This is a genomic window from uncultured Rossellomorea sp. (assembly GCF_947488365.1).
Classification (GTDB): domain Bacteria; phylum Bacillota; class Bacilli; order Bacillales; family Bacillaceae_B; genus Rossellomorea.
Genome location: NZ_CANKZT010000003.1, coordinates 192,120 through 215,055, shown reverse-complemented (window position 1 = coordinate 215,055; position 22,936 = coordinate 192,120). Strand labels below are relative to the sequence as shown.

The 22,936-nt window shown below is 43.1% G+C and carries 19 protein-coding genes; 2 read left to right on the top strand and 17 right to left on the bottom strand.

Annotated elements, in window-relative coordinates; genetic code table 11:
- Positions 1–5 precede the first annotated feature (5 nt).
- The 8 genes from Q1B03_RS12280 to Q1B03_RS12245 form a co-directional block, all read right to left on the bottom strand.
- Positions 6–650, bottom strand: a complete 645-nt coding sequence (locus Q1B03_RS12280) for a DUF4129 domain-containing protein (RefSeq protein ID WP_299741516.1) — start codon at positions 648–650, stop codon at positions 6–8.
- An 83-nt stretch (positions 651–733) separates the two neighbouring features.
- Entirely contained in the window at positions 734–1,663 is a 930-nt protein-coding gene (locus Q1B03_RS12275) for a hypothetical protein (RefSeq protein WP_299741514.1), read from the bottom strand.
- 253 nt (positions 1,664–1,916) lie between these two features.
- Positions 1,917–2,549 carry a response regulator transcription factor gene (locus Q1B03_RS12270; protein WP_299741511.1) on the bottom strand — a complete coding sequence of 211 codons (633 nt, stop codon included), beginning with the start codon at positions 2,547–2,549 and terminating at the stop codon, positions 1,917–1,919.
- Positions 2,542–3,591, bottom strand: a complete 1,050-nt coding sequence (locus Q1B03_RS12265; RefSeq protein ID WP_299741509.1) for a sensor histidine kinase — start codon at positions 3,589–3,591, stop codon at positions 2,542–2,544. The genes Q1B03_RS12270 and Q1B03_RS12265 overlap by 8 nt, the downstream gene beginning before the upstream one ends.
- On the bottom strand, positions 3,588–4,319 hold the full coding sequence (liaF, locus tag Q1B03_RS12260; protein ID WP_299741507.1) for a cell wall-active antibiotics response protein LiaF: 732 nt from the start codon (positions 4,317–4,319) through the stop codon (positions 3,588–3,590). Before liaF ends, Q1B03_RS12265 begins: the two co-directional genes overlap by 4 nt.
- A gap of 150 nt (positions 4,320–4,469) precedes the next feature.
- A complete protein-coding gene (locus Q1B03_RS12255) occupies positions 4,470–5,123 on the bottom strand; it encodes a PspA/IM30 family protein (RefSeq protein ID WP_299741505.1) in 654 nt (217 codons plus the stop codon).
- A gap of 15 nt (positions 5,124–5,138) precedes the next feature.
- Positions 5,139–5,483, bottom strand: coding sequence for a flagellar basal body rod protein (locus tag Q1B03_RS12250; RefSeq protein WP_148967341.1), 345 nt, complete (start codon positions 5,481–5,483; stop codon positions 5,139–5,141).
- Positions 5,484–5,769: 286 nt separating this feature from the next.
- On the bottom strand, positions 5,770–7,557 hold the full coding sequence (locus Q1B03_RS12245) for a M3 family oligoendopeptidase (protein WP_299741502.1): 1,788 nt from the start codon (positions 7,555–7,557) through the stop codon (positions 5,770–5,772).
- Between the two features lie 176 nt (positions 7,558–7,733).
- Here Q1B03_RS12245 and Q1B03_RS12240 point away from each other — a divergent pair, with 176 nt between their 5' ends.
- Together Q1B03_RS12240 and Q1B03_RS12235 are read left to right on the top strand one after the other, a co-directional pair.
- Positions 7,734–8,456 carry a TspO/MBR family protein gene (locus Q1B03_RS12240; protein WP_299741500.1) on the top strand — a complete coding sequence of 241 codons (723 nt, stop codon included), beginning with the start codon at positions 7,734–7,736 and terminating at the stop codon, positions 8,454–8,456.
- Between the two features lie 85 nt (positions 8,457–8,541).
- Positions 8,542–8,676 carry a hypothetical protein gene (locus tag Q1B03_RS12235; protein ID WP_299741498.1) on the top strand — a complete coding sequence of 45 codons (135 nt, stop codon included), beginning with the start codon at positions 8,542–8,544 and terminating at the stop codon, positions 8,674–8,676.
- A gap of 25 nt (positions 8,677–8,701) precedes the next feature.
- On the opposite strand, the gene Q1B03_RS12230 is transcribed toward Q1B03_RS12235, so the two are convergent.
- The 9 genes from Q1B03_RS12230 to Q1B03_RS12190 form a co-directional block, all read right to left on the bottom strand.
- Positions 8,702–10,588 (bottom strand): sodium:proton antiporter, encoded by a 1,887-nt coding sequence (locus Q1B03_RS12230; RefSeq protein ID WP_299741496.1) that lies wholly within the window; start codon positions 10,586–10,588, stop codon positions 8,702–8,704.
- A gap of 134 nt (positions 10,589–10,722) precedes the next feature.
- Entirely contained in the window at positions 10,723–12,039 is a 1,317-nt protein-coding gene (locus Q1B03_RS12225) for an oligosaccharide flippase family protein (RefSeq protein ID WP_299741494.1), read from the bottom strand.
- Between the two features lie 239 nt (positions 12,040–12,278).
- Positions 12,279–13,616 carry a glycoside hydrolase family 30 protein gene (locus Q1B03_RS12220; protein WP_299741492.1) on the bottom strand — a complete coding sequence of 446 codons (1,338 nt, stop codon included), beginning with the start codon at positions 13,614–13,616 and terminating at the stop codon, positions 12,279–12,281.
- The gene (locus Q1B03_RS12215; RefSeq protein ID WP_299741490.1) at positions 13,613–14,980 is read right to left on the bottom strand and encodes a GH1 family beta-glucosidase; all 1,368 of its coding nucleotides are present in this window, start codon (positions 14,978–14,980) and stop codon (positions 13,613–13,615) included. Before Q1B03_RS12215 ends, Q1B03_RS12220 begins: the two co-directional genes overlap by 4 nt.
- A 15-nt stretch (positions 14,981–14,995) precedes the next feature.
- On the bottom strand, positions 14,996–15,772 hold the full coding sequence (locus Q1B03_RS12210; protein ID WP_299742638.1) for a carbohydrate ABC transporter permease: 777 nt from the start codon (positions 15,770–15,772) through the stop codon (positions 14,996–14,998).
- A 144-nt stretch (positions 15,773–15,916) separates the two neighbouring features.
- Positions 15,917–16,816 carry a carbohydrate ABC transporter permease gene (locus Q1B03_RS12205; protein ID WP_299741488.1) on the bottom strand — a complete coding sequence of 300 codons (900 nt, stop codon included), beginning with the start codon at positions 16,814–16,816 and terminating at the stop codon, positions 15,917–15,919.
- Between the two features lie 75 nt (positions 16,817–16,891).
- Complete coding sequence (locus Q1B03_RS12200) at positions 16,892–18,208, bottom strand: ABC transporter substrate-binding protein (protein WP_299742635.1); 1,317 nt, start codon at positions 18,206–18,208, stop codon at positions 16,892–16,894.
- Positions 18,209–18,314: 106 nt separating this feature from the next.
- Positions 18,315–19,340 (bottom strand): LacI family DNA-binding transcriptional regulator, encoded by a 1,026-nt coding sequence (locus Q1B03_RS12195; protein ID WP_299741486.1) that lies wholly within the window; start codon positions 19,338–19,340, stop codon positions 18,315–18,317.
- 376 nt (positions 19,341–19,716) lie between these two features.
- The gene (locus Q1B03_RS12190) at positions 19,717–22,872 is read right to left on the bottom strand and encodes an efflux RND transporter permease subunit (RefSeq protein WP_299741484.1); all 3,156 of its coding nucleotides are present in this window, start codon (positions 22,870–22,872) and stop codon (positions 19,717–19,719) included.
- Between the last annotated feature and the right edge of the window lie 64 nt (positions 22,873–22,936).

The window sequence follows — 22,936 nt, the reverse complement described above, 5'->3', positions numbered from 1 at the left end:
TTCTCTTATGCGTAAGGCTGTGAATCCGTTTCATGTTCCAACCAGCTTAGAGCTTCCTGTTTATAGGGAAGATACTCTTCTTCCTCCACTTCCCGCTCACCGTAGGTCACCTCATCAAACAGGAGGGCCAGCCTGTAGAATCGCTCTGCCCAATCCCGATTCACTTTACGCAGTTCATCATAATACTCCCAATTTGTTTTCCAGACCTTTGCTTCGAGATAGTCTCTTTCATGAAAGTATAAAAGGAGGGCCAGGAACATATGACGGGTTGCCCTCGAATAATCTTCGAGCCCCTCTTGTTTATGAGCTTCGTCTAAATGTCTCTCGTAAGACCACTCCATCTCATTCATGGACTGCAGTGGTTTATTCGAGCGGAATTTCCGCTTTCGGACTCCATTCCGAATGGCAAAGAATGCAACAACGAGGAGAATGGCCACTGCAATGACAATCAACATGATCAGGATGCCTGATGCCGCCCCGTCTGTCGGTTCAAGGGAAGGGAACAGTTTTCCCAGCTGTTCTGAAAGCCATTCCTTTGCCTTCCCCCACCAGCTGGCCAGCAGCCCCTGAGATCCATCACGATAGGCCTTATATTCCTCCCCATCCAAGATTTCTTCTAATTGATCTCTTGCTCTATTTTCATTCAACATCTTTTTCACCTAGCTTTCAGATCAAAAGCCCGGAAGCATGAGGTTTCCGGACCCAGACTGGTTACTTCGATTTTTCAACAAAGCTATTGGATTCCGTTGTAATCATCGATCATTTCATTCAAATCATCTGCATCATGTCTCGTTTTAAGATCAAGGAACATAACCCCGAATCCGACGGCAAACAGCATCGACGTAAATAAAGTTACAACGTTTATAATCATGCCGTACAGGACACTATTCCCTAAGACCAGTCCAAACGTCAATTCGAAGGCAGAACTTACGATTCCAATGATCAAGCCGAAAACAATGAATAATCCAAGAAGGGTCCATCCACGTTTCTTCGTCAGCCTCCAGCTCCTGCCGAGACCGGGTGCGTCATTTTCTATGGCTGCCGCTCCAAAGTAGAAGCTCCAACGCGTTAATAGGTAAGCTACTGCAACCGCGAATGCAAGCAACAGGACAACCCCTGCGATCACAATCCCGACGCCCGGCTCCAGAAGTGCAGCACCGAATACTCCGGCAAAACCAAATATGAAAATCGGAACAAAAACGATACCGAATACGATCACACCGAATAGGAGACTGCTTCCGATAATCGGCCAAAAACGGATGAATGCTTCCTTGATCACAAGCTTCACCGTAAATTCTTCATTTTTCCTCATATGATTAAGGGCAAATAAAATCGCCGCCTGAGCGATTGGAGCCAGAATTATACTGATGAGTCCAATAAGACCTGTACCAAGCTCTGCTGCCAGATTTACTTCCTGTACCTCTTCAGCAGTAAACTCGCCTGAAAAGCTGTTGACTATCCCATCGAACCAGGTTTCCCCTGTACCGACGGTTCTAAAAAAACTGACTCCTGCTGCCAGTTCAATGAGTGCCTGCAGTAAATAAACCGGCCCTAACAGAATAAGGAAAATAAGAAAAAAGTCTTTAAAGCGGTTCTTGCTTAATCGAAATGTGTGGTCCAGTATTTCACCGAACCCTTTAGGCTTACTGAATTTTGCGTTCACGTTATATCCCCCTACAGGTTATTTTTCAATATTTGACAATATATCGCTTATTCTACCATTATTCCTCCTTCCGTTGATGAAAGAATTGTATTTCTTTCATACTTGTTACCCAAAAACATCAAGCCTTAATAGATATATATTTCACGTTGGAATTCTGATGCTTTTCCTTTGAAGATGAAAGGTAGAATTGCTTTCTCCTTCTCTATACGAAAAAGTGACCCAAAAAGTTTTCTTTTTGGGTCACTTTGCACGATTATTTAACTAAATCATGTTTAAAGGCATATATTACAGCTTGTGTTCTGTCTTGTACACCCAGCTTCGAGAGGATATTGCTCACATGGGTTTTCACTGTTTTCAGGGCGATGAATAGTTCATCGGCAATTTCCTGGTTCGTTTTCCCTTGCGTCATCAGGAGAAGGATTTCCAGTTCACGATTGGTTAGTTCCTCATGGGGATGAGAAACGGTCTTCTGTCTCATGCGGGTCATCATTTTCCCTGTAACTTCCGGTTCAAGAATCGATTGGCCGTTATACGTCTTACGAACCGCTTCTGCAATCTCACTTGCTTTCGACGTTTTCAGCATATAACTGACCGCCCCCGCTTCCAGGGCAGGGTATACCTTATCATCGTCTAAGAAGCTTGTGACGATGATAATCTTCGCTTCTGGCCACTCTTGAATGATTTCCTTCGTCGCTTGAATGCCATCCATCTCTTTCATCACAAGATCCATGAGAATAATATCCGGGCGCAGCTCCAGAGCAAGCTGGACGCCTTCTTTTCCATCTGACGCTTCCCCCACAACATCGATATCCGCCTGAGCAGATAAATAAGAAGAGACCCCGATCCTGACCATTTCATGATCATCGACAAATACCACTTTAATCATTATTTTCACCTTCATTCTCCACAACGGGAACCTTTACTTCCAAGCGTGTTCCCTTATTCGGTACACTGATGATTTTAAACGTACCACCGATTTCAATGGCTCGCTCCCTCATATTCTGAAGCCCATAGGAGCTTGTTACTTTTGATTCATTCACATCAAAGCCCTGACCATCATCCACTACCCGTAAAATAATGATCGATTCCCTTTTAATCAATCGAATATCCAAGGAAGTCGCCTTCGCATGTCGCAGGGTGTTTGACACCGACTCCTGCAGAATTCTGAAGAGATGATCTTCGATTCCTTTATCAAGGCTCATGTCTTCTATTTTCCACTCGATATCAAGGGGGACCTTCTGAGCTAATTCGACTAATAGTTCCTTCATTCCTTCTTGAAGATTCTTTCCTTTTAACGCAACGGGGCGAAGATGAAGGAGGAGTGCCCTCATTTCAAGCTGAGACTGATGAATCATCTGCTCCACCATTCCAAGCTGCTTCTCTTCATGTGGAGTTCGGCCGGATGATGGTGTTTCCGTGATGGCCGACATCAGCATGGATGCTGCAAACAGTTGCTGACTGACCGAGTCATGCAATTCTCTCGCCAAGCGGTTCCGCTCCTGGGAAACGATTTCCTGGATTCTCTTTTCCTGCTCCTCTGCCTTTTCATTGGCAAGCTTCTGGGAATATCGCGCTTGATCCGTTAAATGTTTTCCTAACGCATCGACCTTTTTCCAAACCTGCTGAACTTCCGTGGTTGCCGTTTCAGGGAGTGTGATCGAGCGGCCCTGCTCTACATTCATAAGGGCATCTTCTATCTCCCTCAGCTGCCGTTTATCCTTCACCCCTGTCCGGATGCCAAACACGATTCCGATAAGGATACTTACAACGAGGATAAACCCTGCTCCCGGTATATCCATGATTTCCACTTCCCATAGCAGGGACCAATCCTCTAAAGGATACAAATAAAAGAATGAAAGAGATAAAAAGACCACCAAACCAAGAGAAAAGAGAATGCCTGCTGCGATCTGCTTACTGACTGTACTCATATTCTCTTCACCTCTAAATCACCAATCCACATAGAGGTTACAATCTTCACCCGCTGGACAGCCGTATCATAGCCTGGCGTTTGATAATAAAGGGACTGATTGATCGCTTTCGGCTCCACTTCTTCAAAAACCTCAATCGAACCGGCAAGTACCGAGTGATGAACACTCACTTCCACATCATACGGAATCAATATTTCAATATTGCCTAAAATGTTTCGAATTGAAACGACGGACGTCCCTTTAGGAAGCACCGTATTTCCAATGTCGATGACCGAGTCTCCAATCACACCCTGGATGTTGATATCATTCCATTCATATACGTCTTCCGGAGTCCGTTTCGGCCCGAACCATTCGTTTTGAAGAGCGGACTTTTTCATGACGAGTGGTTCACTTGTGTGGGTGAACGTTTCCTTAATCGCCGGAGTGATGTATTTAGGATGTTTCTTCGAATCAGCAAAACGGACAATGATAAATAGAAGAATGGCAAACAATAAAAATTTAAATGCTACGGTATTAAAGATATTGACCGCTAAGCTGATGATCCCAAACCACAGCAGGAGCTTTCCAAGAGTACTCGGAAGCTTCTTTCTTCCAATATAGATACAGAAGGCCGCAATCGAGAGAAAGACGAGAACCCCCCCATCGTAGAATGATACTTCCAACAGTATTAAAAGGGTTCCTATTAAAATGATCCAGCTGATCCCATCTGAGCGTAAACGATTGAACAAGGGGGTTCCTCCTTTCTGGTTATGTATTTTTTATGAATGAAGATTATCCGACAAGAGGTTCATATTATTTGATGATAAAACGGGGTGAACCCGGTTGGGCTCCCCCTTTTTTATCGTTATTATGTTTTTCTTAACCTAGAATACCATGTTTTATGAAGGAATGGCTTCCGTTTCCTCTTTTTTTACTTCTTTTTCTAATTTAGCGATCTTTGCATCGATCGTATTTCGATAATAAGAGGAGTTCACACCATGCTCTAAATGATCTAAGTATGTTTCAATTTCATCGAATTTAGAGAACGCCTGGTTGTTATAACCGGAAGAAGATTCAAGCACAGAATTCACCTTGTTATGGGCACGGGCAATATTCTCTCTTCCCATCAGCTCCATCCGCTTGATGTACATATCCTTTAGCTTGTGTTTCATCTCTTCATATTTTCTCTCAAGTTCCTCAAGCTCTTTCGTCGCTTTCAACTTGGATTCCTGGATGCGTATGGCACGCTCTTCATAGTATTTTTGTTCCTGCAGGGCAAATTCATACAGACCCTCTTCATTTGCCTTCGATGCAACCTCAGCCTGGTATTTTCGTTTGTCAGCTAATGCAGAAGCCTGCTGATACTCTTTTTGAAATTCTTCTTTTAATAGATATTGTCTTTCCACAAGCTTACTTACTTTTTCTACTTCCTGCTCACACTGTCTTAAATAATGATTTAACACAGCTATTGGATTTTTCTTTTCCTTTTTATCTAATGCTTCGTGCAGGTCGGACATGACTGTATTTTTAATTCTTTGAAATAGGTTTGCCATAGTGAAATCTCTCCTTTAGTTTTTTAATTGAGACCATTCTCTTTCAAAATTAGTGAATGGATCCGATGATTTTTCTTCTATAATGACTTCTTCTTTTTTCCAGTTCTTGTAGATCACATACAGAACGTATAGAGCAACCAATCCGATGATCGCCGGGAAGTTGGATATCGAAGCACTGAATGCCGCAAGACCGATCAGTGCCCATAAGATCTTCTTCATTGTGGAATCTGTTTTCACAAATCCTTTAAAGCTGTAATACATGATCACTAAAGAGATGGCGAGCCCTACGATCGGTCCCAAATTGGCAAGCAGGACAATGGCTGCAATCCCTCCAGCTAAGAGCAATCCGAATTTTTTCATTTGTTGTTGCCTCCTTTCTTCTTCATGTCTCTATCCTATCTATTTTCCGTATTTCCCATAACGAGCCTGAGCTTTATTTTCGTATCAGACTTGAGGCTTAGGAGTGGTAGGACTTGTCGTTTTTTTGATGTTTTGGCGGAGGGATCGCGAAGTTTGTCGTTTGTTGGTGTTTGACGGAGGGGTTGAGAAGTTTGTCCTTTTTATAGAACGGTCGATAAACCATAACAACAGTCGTTCCACTACAAAAATAAGGTCCGTCCCCAAAACGGAACGGACCCTACCAGCATTATTCTGTTAACTCAAGAAATTCTTCCACATCGGCTATGCATAGCTTGATCCCTTTTTCCCAGAAGGCTTCTTTGGTGATGTCTTCACCGAGGTGCTTCATGGCCAGTTCTTCGACATTCATGACCGCTGTGTCACGGAGTAATGCCATGTAATTTTCTTCATAGCTTTCATCCGATTCCAGTGCTTTGGCGTAAATACTCAGTGAGAACAAGTATCCAAAGGTGTATGGGAAGTTATAGAACGGCACTCCTGTAATATAGAAATGGAGCTTCGATGCCCAGAAGCGCGGATGAACCTCTCCTATGGAGTCTGAGAATGCTTCCTTCTGAGCGTCCACCATCAGTTCGTTGAGTTTATCAGCAGATACAATCCCCTTCTTACGTTCTTCATAGAAACGTGTCTCAAATAAGAAACGGGCATGGATGTTCATGAAGAACGCGACACTCCTCTGCAGTTTATCTTCCACCAGGGCAATCTTTTCGGCCTTCGTCGCCGCTTCTTTTACGGCAGCATCCGCCACGATCATTTCAGCAAAAGTGGATGCCGTCTCCGCCACATTCATGGCGTAGTTACGATTCAATGTGTGCATCGGTTTTAATGCATAAGAATGAAACGCATGCCCTAACTCGTGTGCAAGGGTGGAGACATTCGACATTGAGCCTGAATACGTCATGAAGATACGGGATTGATCACTTAACGGGAAGGATGTGCAGAATCCACCCGGACGTTTTCCGGATCGGTCCTCCGCTTCTATCCATTGGTTCTCAAATGCTTTTTCAGCAAACTGGGCCATCTCTTCTCCGAATCGGGAGAACTGCTTTAGAATGAATTTTGCCCCATCGTCATATGACATGGTACTCGTCGACTCTGCCACGGGTGCGTCAAGGTCATACCAATCGAGTCGGTCTTTCCCGATTAGTTTTGCTTTTCTCTCCAGGTACTGGACGAAAGGCTGTTTGTGCTTTGAAATAGCTCCCCACATGGCATCCAGCGTTTCTTGCTTCATACGATTATATTCGAGGGGCTCCTTCATCAATTCGTCCCAGCCACGCTTCTTATAAACATTCAAGCGAAAGCCGCCCAGGTGATTAAGCGTCCTTGCAAAGAGTTCCTCATTTTGTTCCCAGGCATTCTCTAATTTTTCAAAAACCTCTTTGCGCGTATTGGCGTCTGGACTGGAGAGCAGATTATTCGCCTGACCAACCGATCGCTTTTTTCCATCATGTTCAATCTCCATGGCCCCCACGATCGTGTCATACATCTGTCCCCAGCCGTGATAGCCATCGACAGCTAACGCCTGGATAAGTGACTCTTCTGTGCTGGATAACTTATCTTTCGCTTTTTGTCTCCACTCATTGAGGACGAATGTAATTTCACTCAGTTGATCATGTTGAAGCAGTTCATTCCAGACCTCCTCTCTGCAATCCGAAAGCTGCTGCTGAAACTTTGTAAAAGTAGAAGAAAAGTCCGCACTCAGGCTTGTGACTTCCCCGCGGAGAGAATCTGCTTTTCTGTCATGCATATTTTGAGCTTCAAGACAGCTCACGAAAGCACCTGCCTGACGCAAATACAGCATCACTTCTTTTGCTTCTTCTATAAGCTTCCATACCAGGTCAGCATCACCAGCCGATTGTGGCGGATGGAAAGCGAGTGCATTTTCTTCAAAGTCATTTTTCTTTTTTTCTAACGTATCGAGATGCCTTCTGAATTCCGGTGATTCACTTCCTCCTTGAAAAAAAACATCCAAATCCCAAACATCCGAATATGTATGATTTGTACGGTCCATAATGTCCCCCTAATAAATTTTCTCATTGTCCCTATCCTATTTCTAATTCTCGATAAATCCCTTAAATCCTTCCTGATCTTTCACTAATCCTTTTTTCCTAACTCTCTTCATTTGGTTTTTAATATGATAAGAGTGGAATAGTATATAACACCACTACTTACAGGGGGTTACACGCAATGAAACTGATCTTGAATATGTTAGCATTCGCTTTAGTGATCGTGATGAATACGCTGGCTGTGACTTTGCCTTTGAATAATCAATCGACAGGGGAAATCAGTGACAGGCTTGATATCATGATTACTCCTGCAGGGTATGTCTTTTCCATTTGGAGCCTGATTTATCTGCTGCTTGCGATATGGATCATCCGACAATTCCCTAAAGACAGAAGAGATCTCCCTCTTTATCAGGAAACAAGCGGACTTTTCATCCTTAGCTGCTTATTGAATTCAGCATGGATATTCGTTTGGCATTACAATTATTTTCTCGTTTCCGTATTTATCATGATCGGACTCCTATCAACTCTCATTGCCCTTTATAGACGGGTGCAGAGCACAGGTCCGTCCCTCCTGGATAGAGCCCCTTTTTCCATTTACTTAGGATGGATTTCCATTGCCACGATTGTCAATATCACGTATTACTTAACGGATATTGGCTGGAATGGGTTCGGCATTTCTGAATGGGTGTGGGCTTATCTTGGACTGATTGTCGCTACGGTACTCGCGTTCTGGTTCCGCATCGGGCAGCATGACTTGCTTTATCCACTTGTATTTGTTTGGGCATTTGTCGGTATCGGAGTAAAGAACATGGCAGAACACTCAACCTATGCCTATACCGCCTACGCACTCGCCGTTATCATCCTCATCTTTGACCTGGTCTACAAAAGAACACGACAATCCTAATGTGCACGAAGGTCCGTCCCTCGGGCCTTTTTTTTGTATAGGAACCCTTCTGATGACTTACATTAAGTGATAGGGGGTGTAGTGTATGAACCAGCATAAGAAGAACGTCACTCGTTCCGGAACGGATATTGATGAAGTCAAACGACTCAATCAGCATTCAGGGCTGACGTATAATCAGGTAAAACAGTTATTAGGGGAGCAATATAGTGGCAAGAAATAAAGGATTGCAAAAAGAAAGCGTCGACTTAGTCGGCGCTTTCTTGATTCGTTTCATTTTGAGCTTTTATGATTTCTTTTTCACGTTGAACCGTAAGCTTCTCCTGAATCTTATTCTTTTCCTTACACGGCTGGGTGAGACTGACTATCACATCTCCCTGCTCAATCTTAGGCGAAGTCCCTTCAGTAAAGAACTCGATCCTTCCTGTAGGTTTAAGGGCAAACATCAATAATGTATTTTCATCCCGCTCCTGCAGGTAAGATTCGAAGGTGTACTTTTCAGTAATATTCGTTTTTCTGAATACGTCTCCCCGCTCAACACGTTTGTTCAGTTCTTCCCACGTTACGTGGTTTTGGAATAAAATCCGTCCGCCAATCGTATGAACCATGTCTTCAAGATCATCGTCCCTCTGGCTCCGCAGACTCAGTTGGAACAGGTTATTACGGCCAATCTCTGGAACAAATGTCGTACAAACCAGAGCGTTATATGAATCAAGCTCCGTAGCCGCAATCATGTATTCATACGGCGTCATATCGAGATAGTATTCCGTTTGTTCGGATAAGATTTCACCACGGTAGAATGGGATTCCCGCTTTTCTGACTGAAAACAATCGCTGCCAGGATGAATCCGAAATTAAGACTGGAATCTTCAGGTCTTGAAGGGTCTTGGCAAATTCAGTACTGAATTTACTTCCTCCCACAATCATAACCCCCGGTCTTTCATCAATGGCAAGGTCCAATTTCTTCGCCAGCCATTTAATGGAGAAGCCATGTGCACATACTGTAGAGAAAACGAGTGCAAAAGTTAGGGACGTCAGTATAGCCGCATCCTCAAAGCCTTTCTCTAATAGGACTGAAGCAAAATAACTTGAGACCGTCAGTGCGACAATTCCCCTTGGGGCAATCCACCCAACAAGCAACTTCTCCTTATTAGAGAGGTCCGTCCCTATCGTAGATAACCAAATCGATAATGGTCTGACAATGAATAACATAAGAAGCACAAACGCGACGATGTTCCAGTTAAAGATTCGTAATAGCGTATCTACGGTTAACGATGCTGTCAGCATGACGAAAATCGTAGAAATGAGCAGAACCGAAATATTTTCTTTGAAGTGACGCATATCGTCAATGGATGAGATATGCATATTCGCAAGCGTCATCCCCATGGCGGTCACCGCTAACAGTCCTGTCTCATGTGTGATTTGATCTGAAATCGTGAAGCAGGCAAGTACAAGTGCAAAGACAACAGGTGATTTCAGGAACTCAGGCACATGTCCATTTTCAAATATAAATCCTGTGAATTTCCCCAGGGCCCATCCAAAGACCACTGCAAATAGGGAAGCTGCAAAGAAGAGTAATAAAGTTAATCCCGTGACATCATCGCTTATAAGAAAATTAATAATTTCAAAAGCAAAAACGGCAAGCAGTGCACCGAAAGGATCAACGACGATCCCTTCCCATTTCAGGATAGCCGCCGGTCTTGGTTTCAGCTTCGCCTGTCTGAGCAGCGGCAGGATAACGGTTGGACCGGTTACGATGAATAATCCACCAATCACAAAGGACACAGCCCAGGACAAACCGGCTACATAGTGAGCACCGAGTGAACCTAATATCCAAGCGAGTAAAGCTCCAAAGGTCACAATTCTAAATAAAGGCTTGCCTAATCCCTTTACCTCTCGAAAATTAAGATTTAAGCTTCCTTCAAAAAGGATGATGGCAACCGCCATGGATATAATGGGTTTAAAGACTTCACCAAAATCATCCTTTGGATTAATGAGACCAAATATAGGACCCACCAGCAATCCGACAATCGACATGACGACGATGGCAGGAAGCCTGAATCTCCAGGCGATCCACTGGGAAGCGATCCCGAGTACTCCGACTAACATGATGTTGAATAAAATAGAATCGATCATAGCTTTCTCCTTTGAAGGTTATGAAATCAGCCATCATAACAGTAGATAGTATGTACGTGTTTCCAGGATAAAAGATTTGTCCCTCTTTGTGCAAAACAAAGAGGTTCAAAAGGGCACATTGTGTTTTTTATAGTTTACATTTTAATTGCCGATTTTAACCAGAGAGTCGTTTCCAATTCTCTGCAGATCGTAAAATAGTGAAGCATGGTGATCAGAACGGCTCCCGCGTTCATGCCAAGAATAACTCCTTCCATGCCATAACGGGATCCGAGCAAGTATATCAGTGTAAAAGAAAATACACTCGACCATATGGTATGAAGGAGGGCATCTTTCACCAATCCCAGTCCGATCAAAAAGGCTTGGAGTGGAAACACCAGGAAATGAAACAGAAAATACGGCCAGAGCAGCTTCAAATAATAGGCCGATGCCATAGAATGAAAGAACGTTTCTGTAATATAGTCCCCAAGCAAATAGTATATGAATACGGCAGGAATCCCATATCCTAACGTAATCCACATGACTTGCTTAAGATGGGTCAGGATCCCATCAAAGTCCTTTGATGATACTTTTTCCGATACAGTCGGAATTAACACGATTAACATCGAAAAGGCAATAAATGATGGGAAGAAGCCGATGGTAAGGGCAATACCAGCCAGCATCCCGAAATGCTCATTCGCTTCCAGAGCTCCCATACCTGAAAGCACTAGCGCCCATTTGATCAAAAATGGCTGAACCGCATGGGTGAGAGCGTGGAAAATTCGCAACACGGTCGTCGGTATCGATACAGATAATACTGACTTTCTCATTTCAATTGTTGATAATGTAGAATGGCTCTTCTTTCTTTTACCCCTAATCTCGAGAACGTAAGCATGAATTAAATAAACAAAAACGACCGCTTCACTGGCAATCAGTGTCCCAAGGGCTATGAAGATTGACGTGTTGATACCAAACGAGAGAAAATTATAGATCGAAACTAATAAAAATAGCTGAATGCCTTTACGCAGAAAATTAGCCACTGCAATTTTGCCCATCTGCTGGATCCCCATAAAATACCCTCTCGTAATCGAGGTAAACGCAACAATGGGAATCACAATCAAGATGAGCCAGCGAATCCCTGGATGGTATCCCTCGAACAAAGGAGTCCAGGCATATATAAGGACCATAAGAATTAAGAGCATGCACGTCGTGATGACCGCAAATCGAAAAGCATAATGAAGCATGCCCCGATGATACTTTTCTTCCCGTTCGGCAAAGAACTTGGAAAGACTGATCGGCAGCTCCATGCTTGATAAAATCACAATCAGAAACACAGTCGGCAGGATCGACATATATGTGCCAAGACCTGCTTCCCCAAGCTCACGAGCCAAAATCATATTAATCACAAACTCCAAACACTCACCTAAAAAAGCCGTCACCACCAGCACCAACGTACCCCTTAAAAACAAACTCATATGTTTGCACCCTGCCTTTGTTTTAGATGGTCTATTCTATGATGGTTGTCCCGGTAATATGTGAAGGGGTGCCAGTTTGGCCGTTTGTTGTGCCACTTTCAGGCAAACTCGTGCCACTTTTTCGATTTGTTGTGCCACTTTCAAGTATACTCGTGCCAAATTGTGAACAAACCGAACAACCACTAGGCTATCTATTTTCAAAACAAAAAGCAGCCCTCTCCAGGACTGCTTTCAATCTTTTATCTAATAATGAATGTAGCTATAGAATGAGAAGGGAGCGCAGTAGTCATCGATCCCTCGGCACAGGAAAGTGAAATTTCTTCATCCCCACTATTCGCATTCATCACAACCACTACAATCTCCCCATTTGGATTTTCAAAGGAAGTAGCCAATACAGAGTCATTTGAAACATGACACCCAATACGTCTCGCTCCCGCTTTGATATATTTACTAAAATGACCGATGTAGTAATAAGAGCTGTTATAGTGAACTTCATCTTTAGTGGTATCTACGATGACCGGCGCATCACAATAGTTCCCTACATGATTGGGTCCGCCTTCTTCATTCAATACCAGATTCCAATCGATCCAGGCTTCAAGATAATTGTTCAAGTCACCGATGATATTTCTGCCATACCTCTCACCGGTATCCCATGAACCTACTTGGACCCCGCCTTCCATGCACCCTTCTGTAAAAATCAGATGCTTGTCCGGAAAAGCATGATGCACTTTAGAGAGATTTTCAAACTCCTCGGATACATACCAGTGCAAACCTGTTCCCCAGACGTATTTAGCTGCTTCAGGATCAGATAACACAGCATGGGCACGCTCATAAATCACATCACGATTATGATCCCATATGATGACCTTCACATCATCATGGCCATTTTCCGCCAGGGACGGACCTAAATGGTTTTTGATGAAGTCGCGCTCTTCTTCTCCCGTATATAGACAAGAATCCCAAACCTGCTTTGCTTCGGGTTCATTTTGGATCGTTACTCCCCAGATCCGGATCCCCTCTTCTTCCATCGCCTCTATATACTTTGAATAATAATCAGCCCAAACAGATTCATATTCTGATAAAAGTTTTCCGCCATTGTTCATTTCGCCGTTCGTCTTCATCCATGACGGCGGACTCCAGGGTGAAGCTACAATGGAAAGCTCTTCATCAGCCACTTCCATCGCCTCTTGAATAAGAGGAATCACAAGCTTCTTCTCCCGTTCGATGGAAAAGCTTTCTAACGACGTATCTCCCTCTTCCACATACGAATAGTTCCCTAATGAGAAATCACAGCTATTGATATGTGTCCTTCCTAAGCGATAGCCCAAGCCTTCTATCGGATCGAAGTAGCGGTGAATGATCTCTTTCCTTTTCTCAGGGCTGATGAGGGAAAGGCTGTGAGCCGCCGCTTCTGTGAATGCACCGCCAAACCCCAACATTTCCTGATATTCACATTCTGGATCAAGCTGTATATGGGTAGAAGCCTGACCTGCAGAAAAAGAAACCGGTTCTTTTTCAGAGAACCGATCTCCTGTTTCTTTGGCTGTCAAAATTACCTTTACTTGCTTCGCATTCATTGTGCAACTTCCTCAGCATTTGTATGATGGCCATGCTTCTCTTTATGATCCCGGATGATTTCAGCGTATCGGAAGGCGCTGTCCTTCCAAATTCGCTCCTGTGTATCGAAGTCGACATAAAGGATGCCAAACCGCTTATCATAACCAAAGCTCCACTCAAAATTATCCATCAGTGACCATAAATAATAACCCTGGATGTTCATGCCTTCCTCATTAAGGTCAGAAACTGCTTGAAGGTGAAGATTTAAATAATTAACACGTTCGTGATCATGAACTCTTCCATTTTCCAATACATCGTCATACGCCGCTCCGTTTTCCGTGATATAGATTGGCAGATCCGTATATTCCTGTCTCAGGCGGCGGATGAGGTCTTTGAATTCATTCGGCGCGATATCCCAGCCCATCCCTGTCTTCTTATAATCAGAGTAGGCCCCTTTATGCATAAAGTCATGGGCAGCACTGAACTCGACGATTCCCCGGCTGTAATAGTTAATACCGAAGAAATCACAATCTATTGAAATCAGTTCCATATCCCCTGGTTTGATAAAGTCATAGGAATGGACGTATTTTGAGAACAAATTCATCATGTCTTTTGGATATTCGCCTTTGAATACAGGGTCAAGGAACCAGCGATTCGAATAACCATCTGCATTATTGGCAGCTAAAGCATCGTTCACGGAATCCGTATTTGGATACACCGGTGATAGGTTCAGTGTAATACCGATATCGGTTTGGGACTGGAATTCTTTCTTCAGCATCTCAACCGCTTTTCCGTGAGATAGCAGCATATGGTGGACCGCTTTTACTGCTTCATCCATATTGGTATGACCAGGAGCATGGACCCCTTGATGATAGCCTAGGAAACCTGCACACCAAGGCTCATTATGGGTGATCCATGAATCAACGACCGCATCAAGTTCTGTGAAGCATGCTCTTGCATATTCCAAGAACCATTGTACGGATTCACGATTCACCCATCCGCCTTCTTCATGAGCCCAAACCGGTAAGTCCCAATGATACAACGTAACAGCAGGTTTGATTCCTTCTTCTTGAAGTCTTCTCGCGAGCTTTTTATAAAAATCCATACCTTCCTGATTGTATTTCCCCTTTTCAGGAAAGACCCTCGGCCAGGCAATGGAGAAACGATACGTATCCACTCCAAGGCGTTTAATATGCTGGATGTCTTCTTCAAACCGGTGATAGTGATCACACGCGACATCACCATTATGCTGCTTGTATACTTTCCCTGGAATGTCACAGAACTTATCCCAAATGGACGGTGTTCTTCCCCCTTCCTGATGTGCCCCTTCAATTTGATACGATGATGTTGCGGTTCCAAAGGTAAATGTTTTATCGAAATGCATATGTTTTTCTCTCCTTTATTCTTTGATCGATCCTGCTGAGATGCTGTTGACGATATATTTTGATAGAAATAGGAATGCAATCATGATAGGGACCACTGAAATCGCGATACCTAAATACATCGATCCTAAATTTTGTGCCACTTGAGATCCTTTCAAGAATCCCATTAATACTGGCAACGTATATTTCTCAGGTGAGAACAGTATCACGAGTGGCATGATGTAGTTATTCCATGAGCCGATGAACGTGAAAATCGACATCGTTGCAACAGCCGGCATCATGATCGGAATCGCCACTGTATGGAAAATCTTGAACTCACTTGCACCGTCGATACGGGCAGCCTCGATTAAACTCGGATGCAGGGTCGTTTTGATGTATTGTCTTAGGAAGAACACAACAAACGGACTTGCAATGGTAGGTACGATCAGCGGGATGAAGGTATCTAATATCCCAAGGTTCTTACTTAATTCATAAAAGCCGATAAGACCCAATTGTCCTGGAACCATCATCATCACAAGCATGAAGACGAATAAGAAATTTTTCCCTCTGAATGTGTAAAATGCAAATCCATATGCAGTCAACGCTGAGAAATATCCTGATAATACGGTTGTGAGGACAGAGATGATCAGACTATTCTTGAAACCCGACCAAATATTTACGTACTCCATCATATTGGCATAGTTTTCGACTAAGGAACTGCCTGGGAGCAAGGTGAATCCTGAAAGAATTGCTTCATTTGATCTTGTTGCATTCACAAGCATCATCAGGAATGGAATGAAGCAAACAATCGCCATCAACACAAGCAGGGTATAAATGATGCTCTTCACAATGGTATTTCTGGTCTTTAGTTTGGACTCATGTGGCAGAAGTTCAGGCTTTGATTTTTCTGCCTTCTGAGCCTGTACATTTTTTTCAACGGCTGTTTTTCCCAACATGCTTTACACCCTCCTTGCTTGTTTGCGTTCATTTCCGTACATCCCTTTAAAGACAATCGCTGAAAAGATCAGGGTGATGACAAACAATCCATATGCGACAGCTGATGCATATCCATAATTGTTAAACTTGAACGCTTGATTGTACAGATACAGAACCATCGTGTTCAGTGATCCATCCGGGGAACCGATTCCGTCTGTCAGAAGCATCGGCAGATCAAACAGCTGAAGGCCGCCGATCAGGGATGTGATCATGATATAGAGTAAGATGGGTTTCAATAAAGGTATCGTGATTTTCGTAAACGTCTGCCACCTGTTGGCTCCATCGATCAATGCAGCCTCATAATAGTCTTTCGATATACCGGAAACACCCGCCATGACAACAATGAACGAATGGCCGAACCACATCCAGGTTAGGATCAGGGATACAGAAAGCTGGGCAGTCGCGGGCTCGTTCAGCCAATTAATCGGTTCTGATATAAGACCTATATTTAATAGAATCATATTTAATGATCCATGCTGCCAGTCCAGCAAGATACCAAACAGCAGAGCGACTGAACTAATCGTGATTAAATTAGGTAAATAAAAGATCGATCTGAAAAATGCCAAACCTTTCAACTTCATTCTCATATCAGAGAAGATTAATGCGAGTACAAGGGCCAGACCAATTTGCAGGGCAAAGTTTATTCCCCATATTTTCCATGTGTTAAAAAATGCTTCCACAAAATAACTGTCCGAGAGTAAACGGGTATAGTTTGCAAGACCGACAACCTCTGCTGTCCCGCTCCCTGAATAGTTCGTAAAGCTGTAGTAGAAAGTAAGCGCAACGGGATAAATACTAAATATCAAAAAGATGATCCAAAACGGGGCAATAAATACATAACCATATCGGTCTAATTTCTTCATTCCCCAGCCCCCCTTAGTTGTTAGTAGATTGGGCAAGTGGCATGGTCCATGCCACTTGCCCTTGATTTTTACGTGTTAATTTTTTGGTACTTTTATGTCCGGATATGCGTTTTGTGCTTTTTTATAGAATTCTTGAATGGCTTCTTCTTTGGATTTCTTCCCGTCTACGTACTGCTGAACAGCGTTTCCATAGAACGTATCAAGCTGCTGGTCGTATTTTGTTACAATGCCAGGCTCGATTTCTTTCGCTTGCTCAAGGAAGAATTGATAGTTATTTTGACCGCCAAGGAATTCGTCACTGAAATCATCCTTGATTTCGTTTGTTACAGGCAGGTAGGACAGAACATCCCCTGTTTCTTTTGCCCAATCTGTCAGGAACTCATCTTCTTGAGTCATCATTTTTACAAAGTCATACGCAAGCTCTTTGTTCTCTGACTTTTCGTAAACCCCTAACCATGTTCCACCCCAGAAGTATGGGCTTGGTCCATTCGTTACTGCCCAGTCCCCAGCAGATTCCTTCACGTTTGTTTTCAGAACGCTGTGAAGACCCCATGTAGGAAGAACATACGAGAATACTTGGGTTTCTTTCTCTTTACCGTTTTCTTTTACCTTGATTGGCTTATCCATTGCTTCGAACCACGATGGAGACCACTCAGGAGCAAGTGCCGTATAGCTGTTCTCACGGAGTTTTTTAGCATAATCCATAAACTCGATCTTCTGTTCAGTCAGCTTTAACTCATTCTTGTCGTTCACCCAAGGTTGTGGATTGTCTCCTTGCGAGAACCAGCGGATGGACCCTTCATCAGGGAACATGCTGTAGCCTTTTTCCTTCATCTTCTCTGCTACTTTGAATACATTGTCCATGGAGTTAAGCATGTTGCCTACTTCAGTTGGATCATCTGTACCAAGTACCTCTTTAGCGATACTTCTCTTATAAAAAACTCCCCCTGGCGTCGTTTGCCATGATAGAGCTCTTACATTTCCGTCTTTATCTTTACCTAAGTCAAATACGTAAGGAACATATTTATCTTTGATTTCGTCTACATTGTATGGGTCCTCTGATAAGTTCTCCCAATACCCTGCATCTACCCATTGCTTAAGGAATGCAATTTCGCCAGTGAATACATCCGGCGCCCCTACTCCGCTTTCAAGAACAGGCTTTAATTTTGTCGGGTAGTCGGCAATCGGAACAATCGTCAACTCTACTTTCACACCATTTTTCTCTTCAAATTTCGTAATGGGTTTCTTTAATTCATCCGTGAATGACCAAATCTTCAAATCTACATCTTTACTTGATTTAGAATCACCTGATGATTTGGAATCTCCGGAGCAAGCTGACAACACCCCTGCCAGCAGTACAAGCGTCATAAATATTGCTAAAAACTTTTTCATCATTATCCCCCTTTGTTCTTTTTCAACAATATAGTTTCGAAAGCGGTTTCGATTCATTTCTTATAAAAATTCCGAAACCGGTTTCGGAATTACTAAAAAATAAAAATTAATTCTTTTTTTCTTTTTTTGGTGATGTACATGATTCTCTGATGATTAGTTCTACTGGAATGATTTCCGTTGTTATGAGTTTCTTTTTTTGAATCATCTGTTTAATTAGTAACTGTCCTGCCCGAGCACCGATTCTATCCGTGTCTTGTCTGACTGTGGTTAGTTTCGGAGTGACATAGGCTGACATTTCAATGTCATCATACCCGATGATCGAGATATCTTCCGGTATTTTTAATCCCTTTTCTTTAATGGCTTCCATTGCTCCAATGGCCATATGGTCACCTGCTACAAAAACAGCGGTAGGTGTGGTTTCCAGTTCCAGGAGGGACTCCATTGCTGCCCTACCTTCTTGAATGGAAAATAATCCGCCATTCACAAGGTATTCTTGATGAATCGGAAGGTTTAAATCCTTCATGGCCTTAGAAAACCCTTTAATCCTTTGTGCTCCTGCATCGATCTTTGGATCCCCTGATATATGAGCGATTCTTGTATGGCCCAATGAATGAAGATAGTTTACGGCAAGCCTTCCTCCTTCGATATTATCGGAATAGATGACGCTGCAGTTCTGATTGCTCATATCAATCACGACAATCGGCACATGATTATTGATCATGTCTTGAACCTGCGGGTCGTTAGGATCTGAACATATTACGACGATCCCATCCACGGCACGGTACATAAAATGTTCTAAATAACTAGTATCCCGATTTCGTAGATTCCGAGAAGCAAAGATTAAATCATAGCCTTCCCGTTCTACATGCTTTCGAAAACTTTCAATGAGGGCGCTAAAGAAAGGATGTTTCATCCCGACCTCGTTGTCCTCAGCGAACATTACACCGATCGTCCAGGATTTTTTTGTCGATAAAGACTGGGCGTGGGCATTTGGTAAATACCCCATTTCAGCTGCTGCCTCCAGGATTTTTTGTTTCGTTTTCTGACTCACATCTGTGTAATTATTGAGAGCTTTAGAAACTGTCGTACTGGAAAAACCAGTCCGTTTTGCTAAGTCATAGATTGTAACCATTGTTATCTCCTCTTCATCGAAAGCGCTTTCGTTAATGTTATTATAGTCCAGACTTTTGATGGAATCAATACAATTTTTAGAAAAGTTTAAAAAGTGCCGGAAAGTTTTTGTAATCGTGATGATGACGTGGTTTTTTTGTCATTTCATCAAGAATTGCCTCTTTTCTACGTAAATAACACAGGTATTATTCTTTTTTGGAAGGTATGACAGGTGCTTGTTGTGCCAGTTTGGGGTAAACTTGTGCCACTTTCGGCAAAACTTGTGCCACTTTCCATCAAACTTGTGCCAAATTGTGAACAAACCCCCAAAAATACCCCGAACCCCATATAAAAAAACTACAAAAAAGCAGCCCCGCAACAGGACTGCCTTCCTCAACTTACTCTTTTACTGCCTTTCGCTTCCGTCGACCAATCTTCCCTTTCATTTTCATCAGGATTTCATACACGATCGGCACAACGACAAGTGTTAATAGTGTCGAACTTGTCAGACCGCCAATCACGGTTACGCCAAGTCCTTTCGAGATCAATCCACTTCCTTCAAGACCTAATGCCAATGGGAACAGTGCCCCGATTGTCGCAATTGCTGTCATAAGGATCGGGCGAAGTCGGGTGGCGCCGGCTTCCAGTAAAGCTTCCCTTGTGGATAGACCTTCGTTTTCTTTATGAATCACCCGGTCGATCAAGACGATTGCGTTGGTTACAACGATACCAATCAGCATGAGGGCACCAATCATGGAGGAAATACTGATTGTTTCTCCTGCGATCAATAGTCCAACCAATGCCCCGATGATCGTAAATGGCAGCGAGAACAAAATGGCAAATGGTGCAAGCCCTCCGCCGAATGTGATCACGAGGATCAAGTACACAATGGCAATGGCTGCAAGCATCGCTAATCCCAGTTGTGTGAAGGATTCCTGGATATCTTCTGTTACTCCACCCATGTCTACGTTGATACCGGCTGGCAAATCAAGCTCTTCGACTTCTTTTTGAATGGCTTGCGAAGCTTTTGATACATCATCCGATTTTAATTCTCCGCTTACTTGAGCAAATACTTTTCCGTCGCGTCGTGAAACAGTATCGGATGTCTTACCTTCCTGCACTTCAACGACGTCTTTAATCGGAACTTCAATGCCCAGTGGTGATTGAATCGTTTTGTCCGTCAAGTCGTTGATGCTTTCGTACTCTTCTTTCTCAACGTCTAAATAGACATTTACCTCTTCTCCATCCTTTTCAATGGTGGTGAGGACGGGACGTTGACGTGTCTGACCAAGTTCCATGGCGATTTGACCTGCTGTAAGGCCAAGCTCACTCAATTTTTCCTGATCTGCAATGAACGAATACTCATCGTACGATTCAGAGATACTTGATCCTACTTTTTTGAAATCTTTTTTATCTTCCATCATAGCTTGAATATCGTTTACGACAGGTTCGATTTCTTTCAGGGTTTCACCGTACACGTACACGACAATTTCATTGCTGCCGGCACTTGCGGAGAAGTCTTGTGAAGCCCATTCCCCTTTATCTGTTGTTTCTTGAAGTTTTTTAATGACTTGTTCTTTTTCTTCAGAGAAATTCTCTGTATCATCGCTGTATTGAACATAGAATATTGCATTGTTTGAGCTTCCCGGACTCATCGGGTTTTCCCCGCCAACCGAGTACTGAATCGTTTCAGTCCCTTTACGTCCTTGGAAATACTTTTCAGCTTCTTGAGCGATTTGATTTACATCTTCTTCAGTTTGACCAGGTTCCGGTTTATACGTGGCCATGATCATTTTTTCTTCGTCTGATGGCAGGAAGCTCACACCGATGAGCGGCACCAGGAACAAGCTTCCGACAAGCATCGCGACAGCCAGGAGTGACGTGATGATCTTATGGTTCAGCGTCCAATTTAATACGCCTTTGTACCAAATCGCTAAACGGCTTTGCTTTTCCACATGCTTCTTCCCGACACCTTTTTTAAACATCGAGTGAGCAAGCATCGGTACAATCGTTACTGCCACAAGAAGTGAAGCCAATAGGGCAAACACGATCGTCAAGGCGAATGGAAGGAATAGTTCCCCAATCATCCCTTGAACCAATCCTAACGGAAGGAACACAGCGATCGTTACAATCGTGGAAGACGCGATCGGAACGAACATTTCCTTTGTTGCTTCCCGGATCAATTCTTTTCCTTTAAGCAGTTCACCTTTCAGTGACATTCTTCTATAGATATTTTCTACTACTACAATGGAGTCATCGATTACCCGTCCGATGGCTACAGTCATCGCTCCAAGGGTCATGATATTCAATGTAATGTCCATTTGTTTTAAGAGCAATATCGCGATTAACAGCGATAATGGAATCGATACGACCGAGATTAACGTCGATTTAATATCCCGCAAGAATAACAGAATGATGATGACGGCAAATATGGCACCGAATAAAGCTTTATTCAGCATGGTGCTGACAGACTCTTCAATCGGTTCTCCTTGGTCAAAGGTAGAGATGATTTCAACCCCGTCCAACTCTTTTTCAAAAGCTTTCACTTCTTCTTTTACGGCATTCACAACGTCTACTGTATTGGCATCTGCTGTTTTCACCACTTGAAGTCCGATGGATTCCTTCCCATTGGTTCTGGAAATGGATTCGGCTTTCCCTTTCAGCTCGATATCAGCAATGTCTGATAGTTGTACGGTTGGGATCTTCATCCCCGCAGGTGCTTCCTGAGCCTGAGGCGTTTCTACAGGTGGACCTTGAGAAACTTGACCACCAGGCTGTTGTCCTTGCGGCGCTTCCATACTCCCAGCTGAAGGTGTCACAGGGATCTTCATCTCTTTCAAATCTTCGATCGTTGTGATATTTCCATCAACCATCACAGATTTCTGACTGTCTTTAAACGTGTAAAGCCCTAATGGTGCTGTCACATCAGACCCTTTGATCATATTTTGGACCGTTTCTTCGGTTAAGCCGTATTGAGCAAGCTTTTCTTGATCGAAAACGACTTGTGCTTCTTGAACTTGTTGACCTGAAGCTTGAACAGATGCTACCCCGTCCACTCCTTCAAGTTGTGGTACGATGGCTTCTTCAACTGTTGAGGTTAATTCAGCTAAAGATTGGTCTTCATTTGCAACACTCAGCGCAATGATCGGGAAAGCGTTAAAGCTCAGTCTTGAGACTTCCGGTTCATTGACCCCTTCTGGAAAAGAGAGATCCGAGAGAGCATCTTCCACTTCAGTCTTTGCTTCGTCCATATCTTTCGAAAACTTGTATTCTATCTGAACGGCTGAAGCATTTTGATAAGACGTGGAGCTGACAACATTAACTCCATTTAAATTCTTCAAACGTTTTTCAATTGGTTCTGATACCTTTTCTGCTACATCTTCAGGCGTAGCTCCAGGGTACACCGTCGTAACACTTACAATCGGTGTATTAATATTTGGCAAGGTTTCGAGTTTCATATTAAATCCTGAATATAAGCCAGCAATAATGACGATGATGGTCATTAACCATACGGCAAACTTATTCTTGAGTACGAAATTAATAATACTATTCACTCTTTATTCGTCCCTTCTCTCATTTTCTGACCGACTAGTCATAACACAATCTAATATAACTGAC

Bases quoted from the DNA above. Each gene is read 5' to 3' on its own strand.
- Q1B03_RS12280 (WP_299741516.1), bottom strand. From the start codon at position 650: ATGTTGAATGAAAATAGAGCAAGAGATCAATTAGAAGAAATCTTGGAT.
- Q1B03_RS12270 (WP_299741511.1), bottom strand. From the start codon at position 2,549: ATGATTAAAGTGGTATTTGTCGATGATCATGAAATGGTCAGGATCGGG.
- Q1B03_RS12265 (WP_299741509.1), bottom strand. From the start codon at position 3,591: ATGAGTACAGTCAGTAAGCAGATCGCAGCAGGCATTCTCTTTTCTCTT.
- Q1B03_RS12255 (WP_299741505.1), bottom strand. From the start codon at position 5,123: ATGGCAAACCTATTTCAAAGAATTAAAAATACAGTCATGTCCGACCTG.
- Q1B03_RS12250 (WP_148967341.1), bottom strand. From the start codon at position 5,483: ATGAAAAAATTCGGATTGCTCTTAGCTGGAGGGATTGCAGCCATTGTC.
- Q1B03_RS12245 (WP_299741502.1), bottom strand. From the start codon at position 7,557: ATGGACCGTACAAATCATACATATTCGGATGTTTGGGATTTGGATGTT.
- Q1B03_RS12240 (WP_299741500.1), top strand. From the start codon at position 7,734: ATGAAACTGATCTTGAATATGTTAGCATTCGCTTTAGTGATCGTGATG.
- Q1B03_RS12235 (WP_299741498.1), top strand. From the start codon at position 8,542: ATGAACCAGCATAAGAAGAACGTCACTCGTTCCGGAACGGATATTGAT.
- Q1B03_RS12230 (WP_299741496.1), bottom strand. From the start codon at position 10,588: ATGATCGATTCTATTTTATTCAACATCATGTTAGTCGGAGTACTCGGG.
- Q1B03_RS12225 (WP_299741494.1), bottom strand. From the start codon at position 12,039: ATGAGTTTGTTTTTAAGGGGTACGTTGGTGCTGGTGGTGACGGCTTTT.
- Q1B03_RS12220 (WP_299741492.1), bottom strand. From the start codon at position 13,616: ATGAATGCGAAGCAAGTAAAGGTAATTTTGACAGCCAAAGAAACAGGA.
- Q1B03_RS12215 (WP_299741490.1), bottom strand. From the start codon at position 14,980: ATGCATTTCGATAAAACATTTACCTTTGGAACCGCAACATCATCGTAT.
- Q1B03_RS12210 (WP_299742638.1), bottom strand. From the start codon at position 15,772: ATGGCGATTGTTTGCTTCATTCCATTCCTGATGATGCTTGTGAATGCA.
- Q1B03_RS12205 (WP_299741488.1), bottom strand. From the start codon at position 16,816: ATGAAGAAATTAGACCGATATGGTTATGTATTTATTGCCCCGTTTTGG.
- Q1B03_RS12200 (WP_299742635.1), bottom strand. From the start codon at position 18,208: ATGAAAAAGTTTTTAGCAATATTTATGACGCTTGTACTGCTGGCAGGG.
- Q1B03_RS12195 (WP_299741486.1), bottom strand. From the start codon at position 19,340: ATGGTTACAATCTATGACTTAGCAAAACGGACTGGTTTTTCCAGTACG.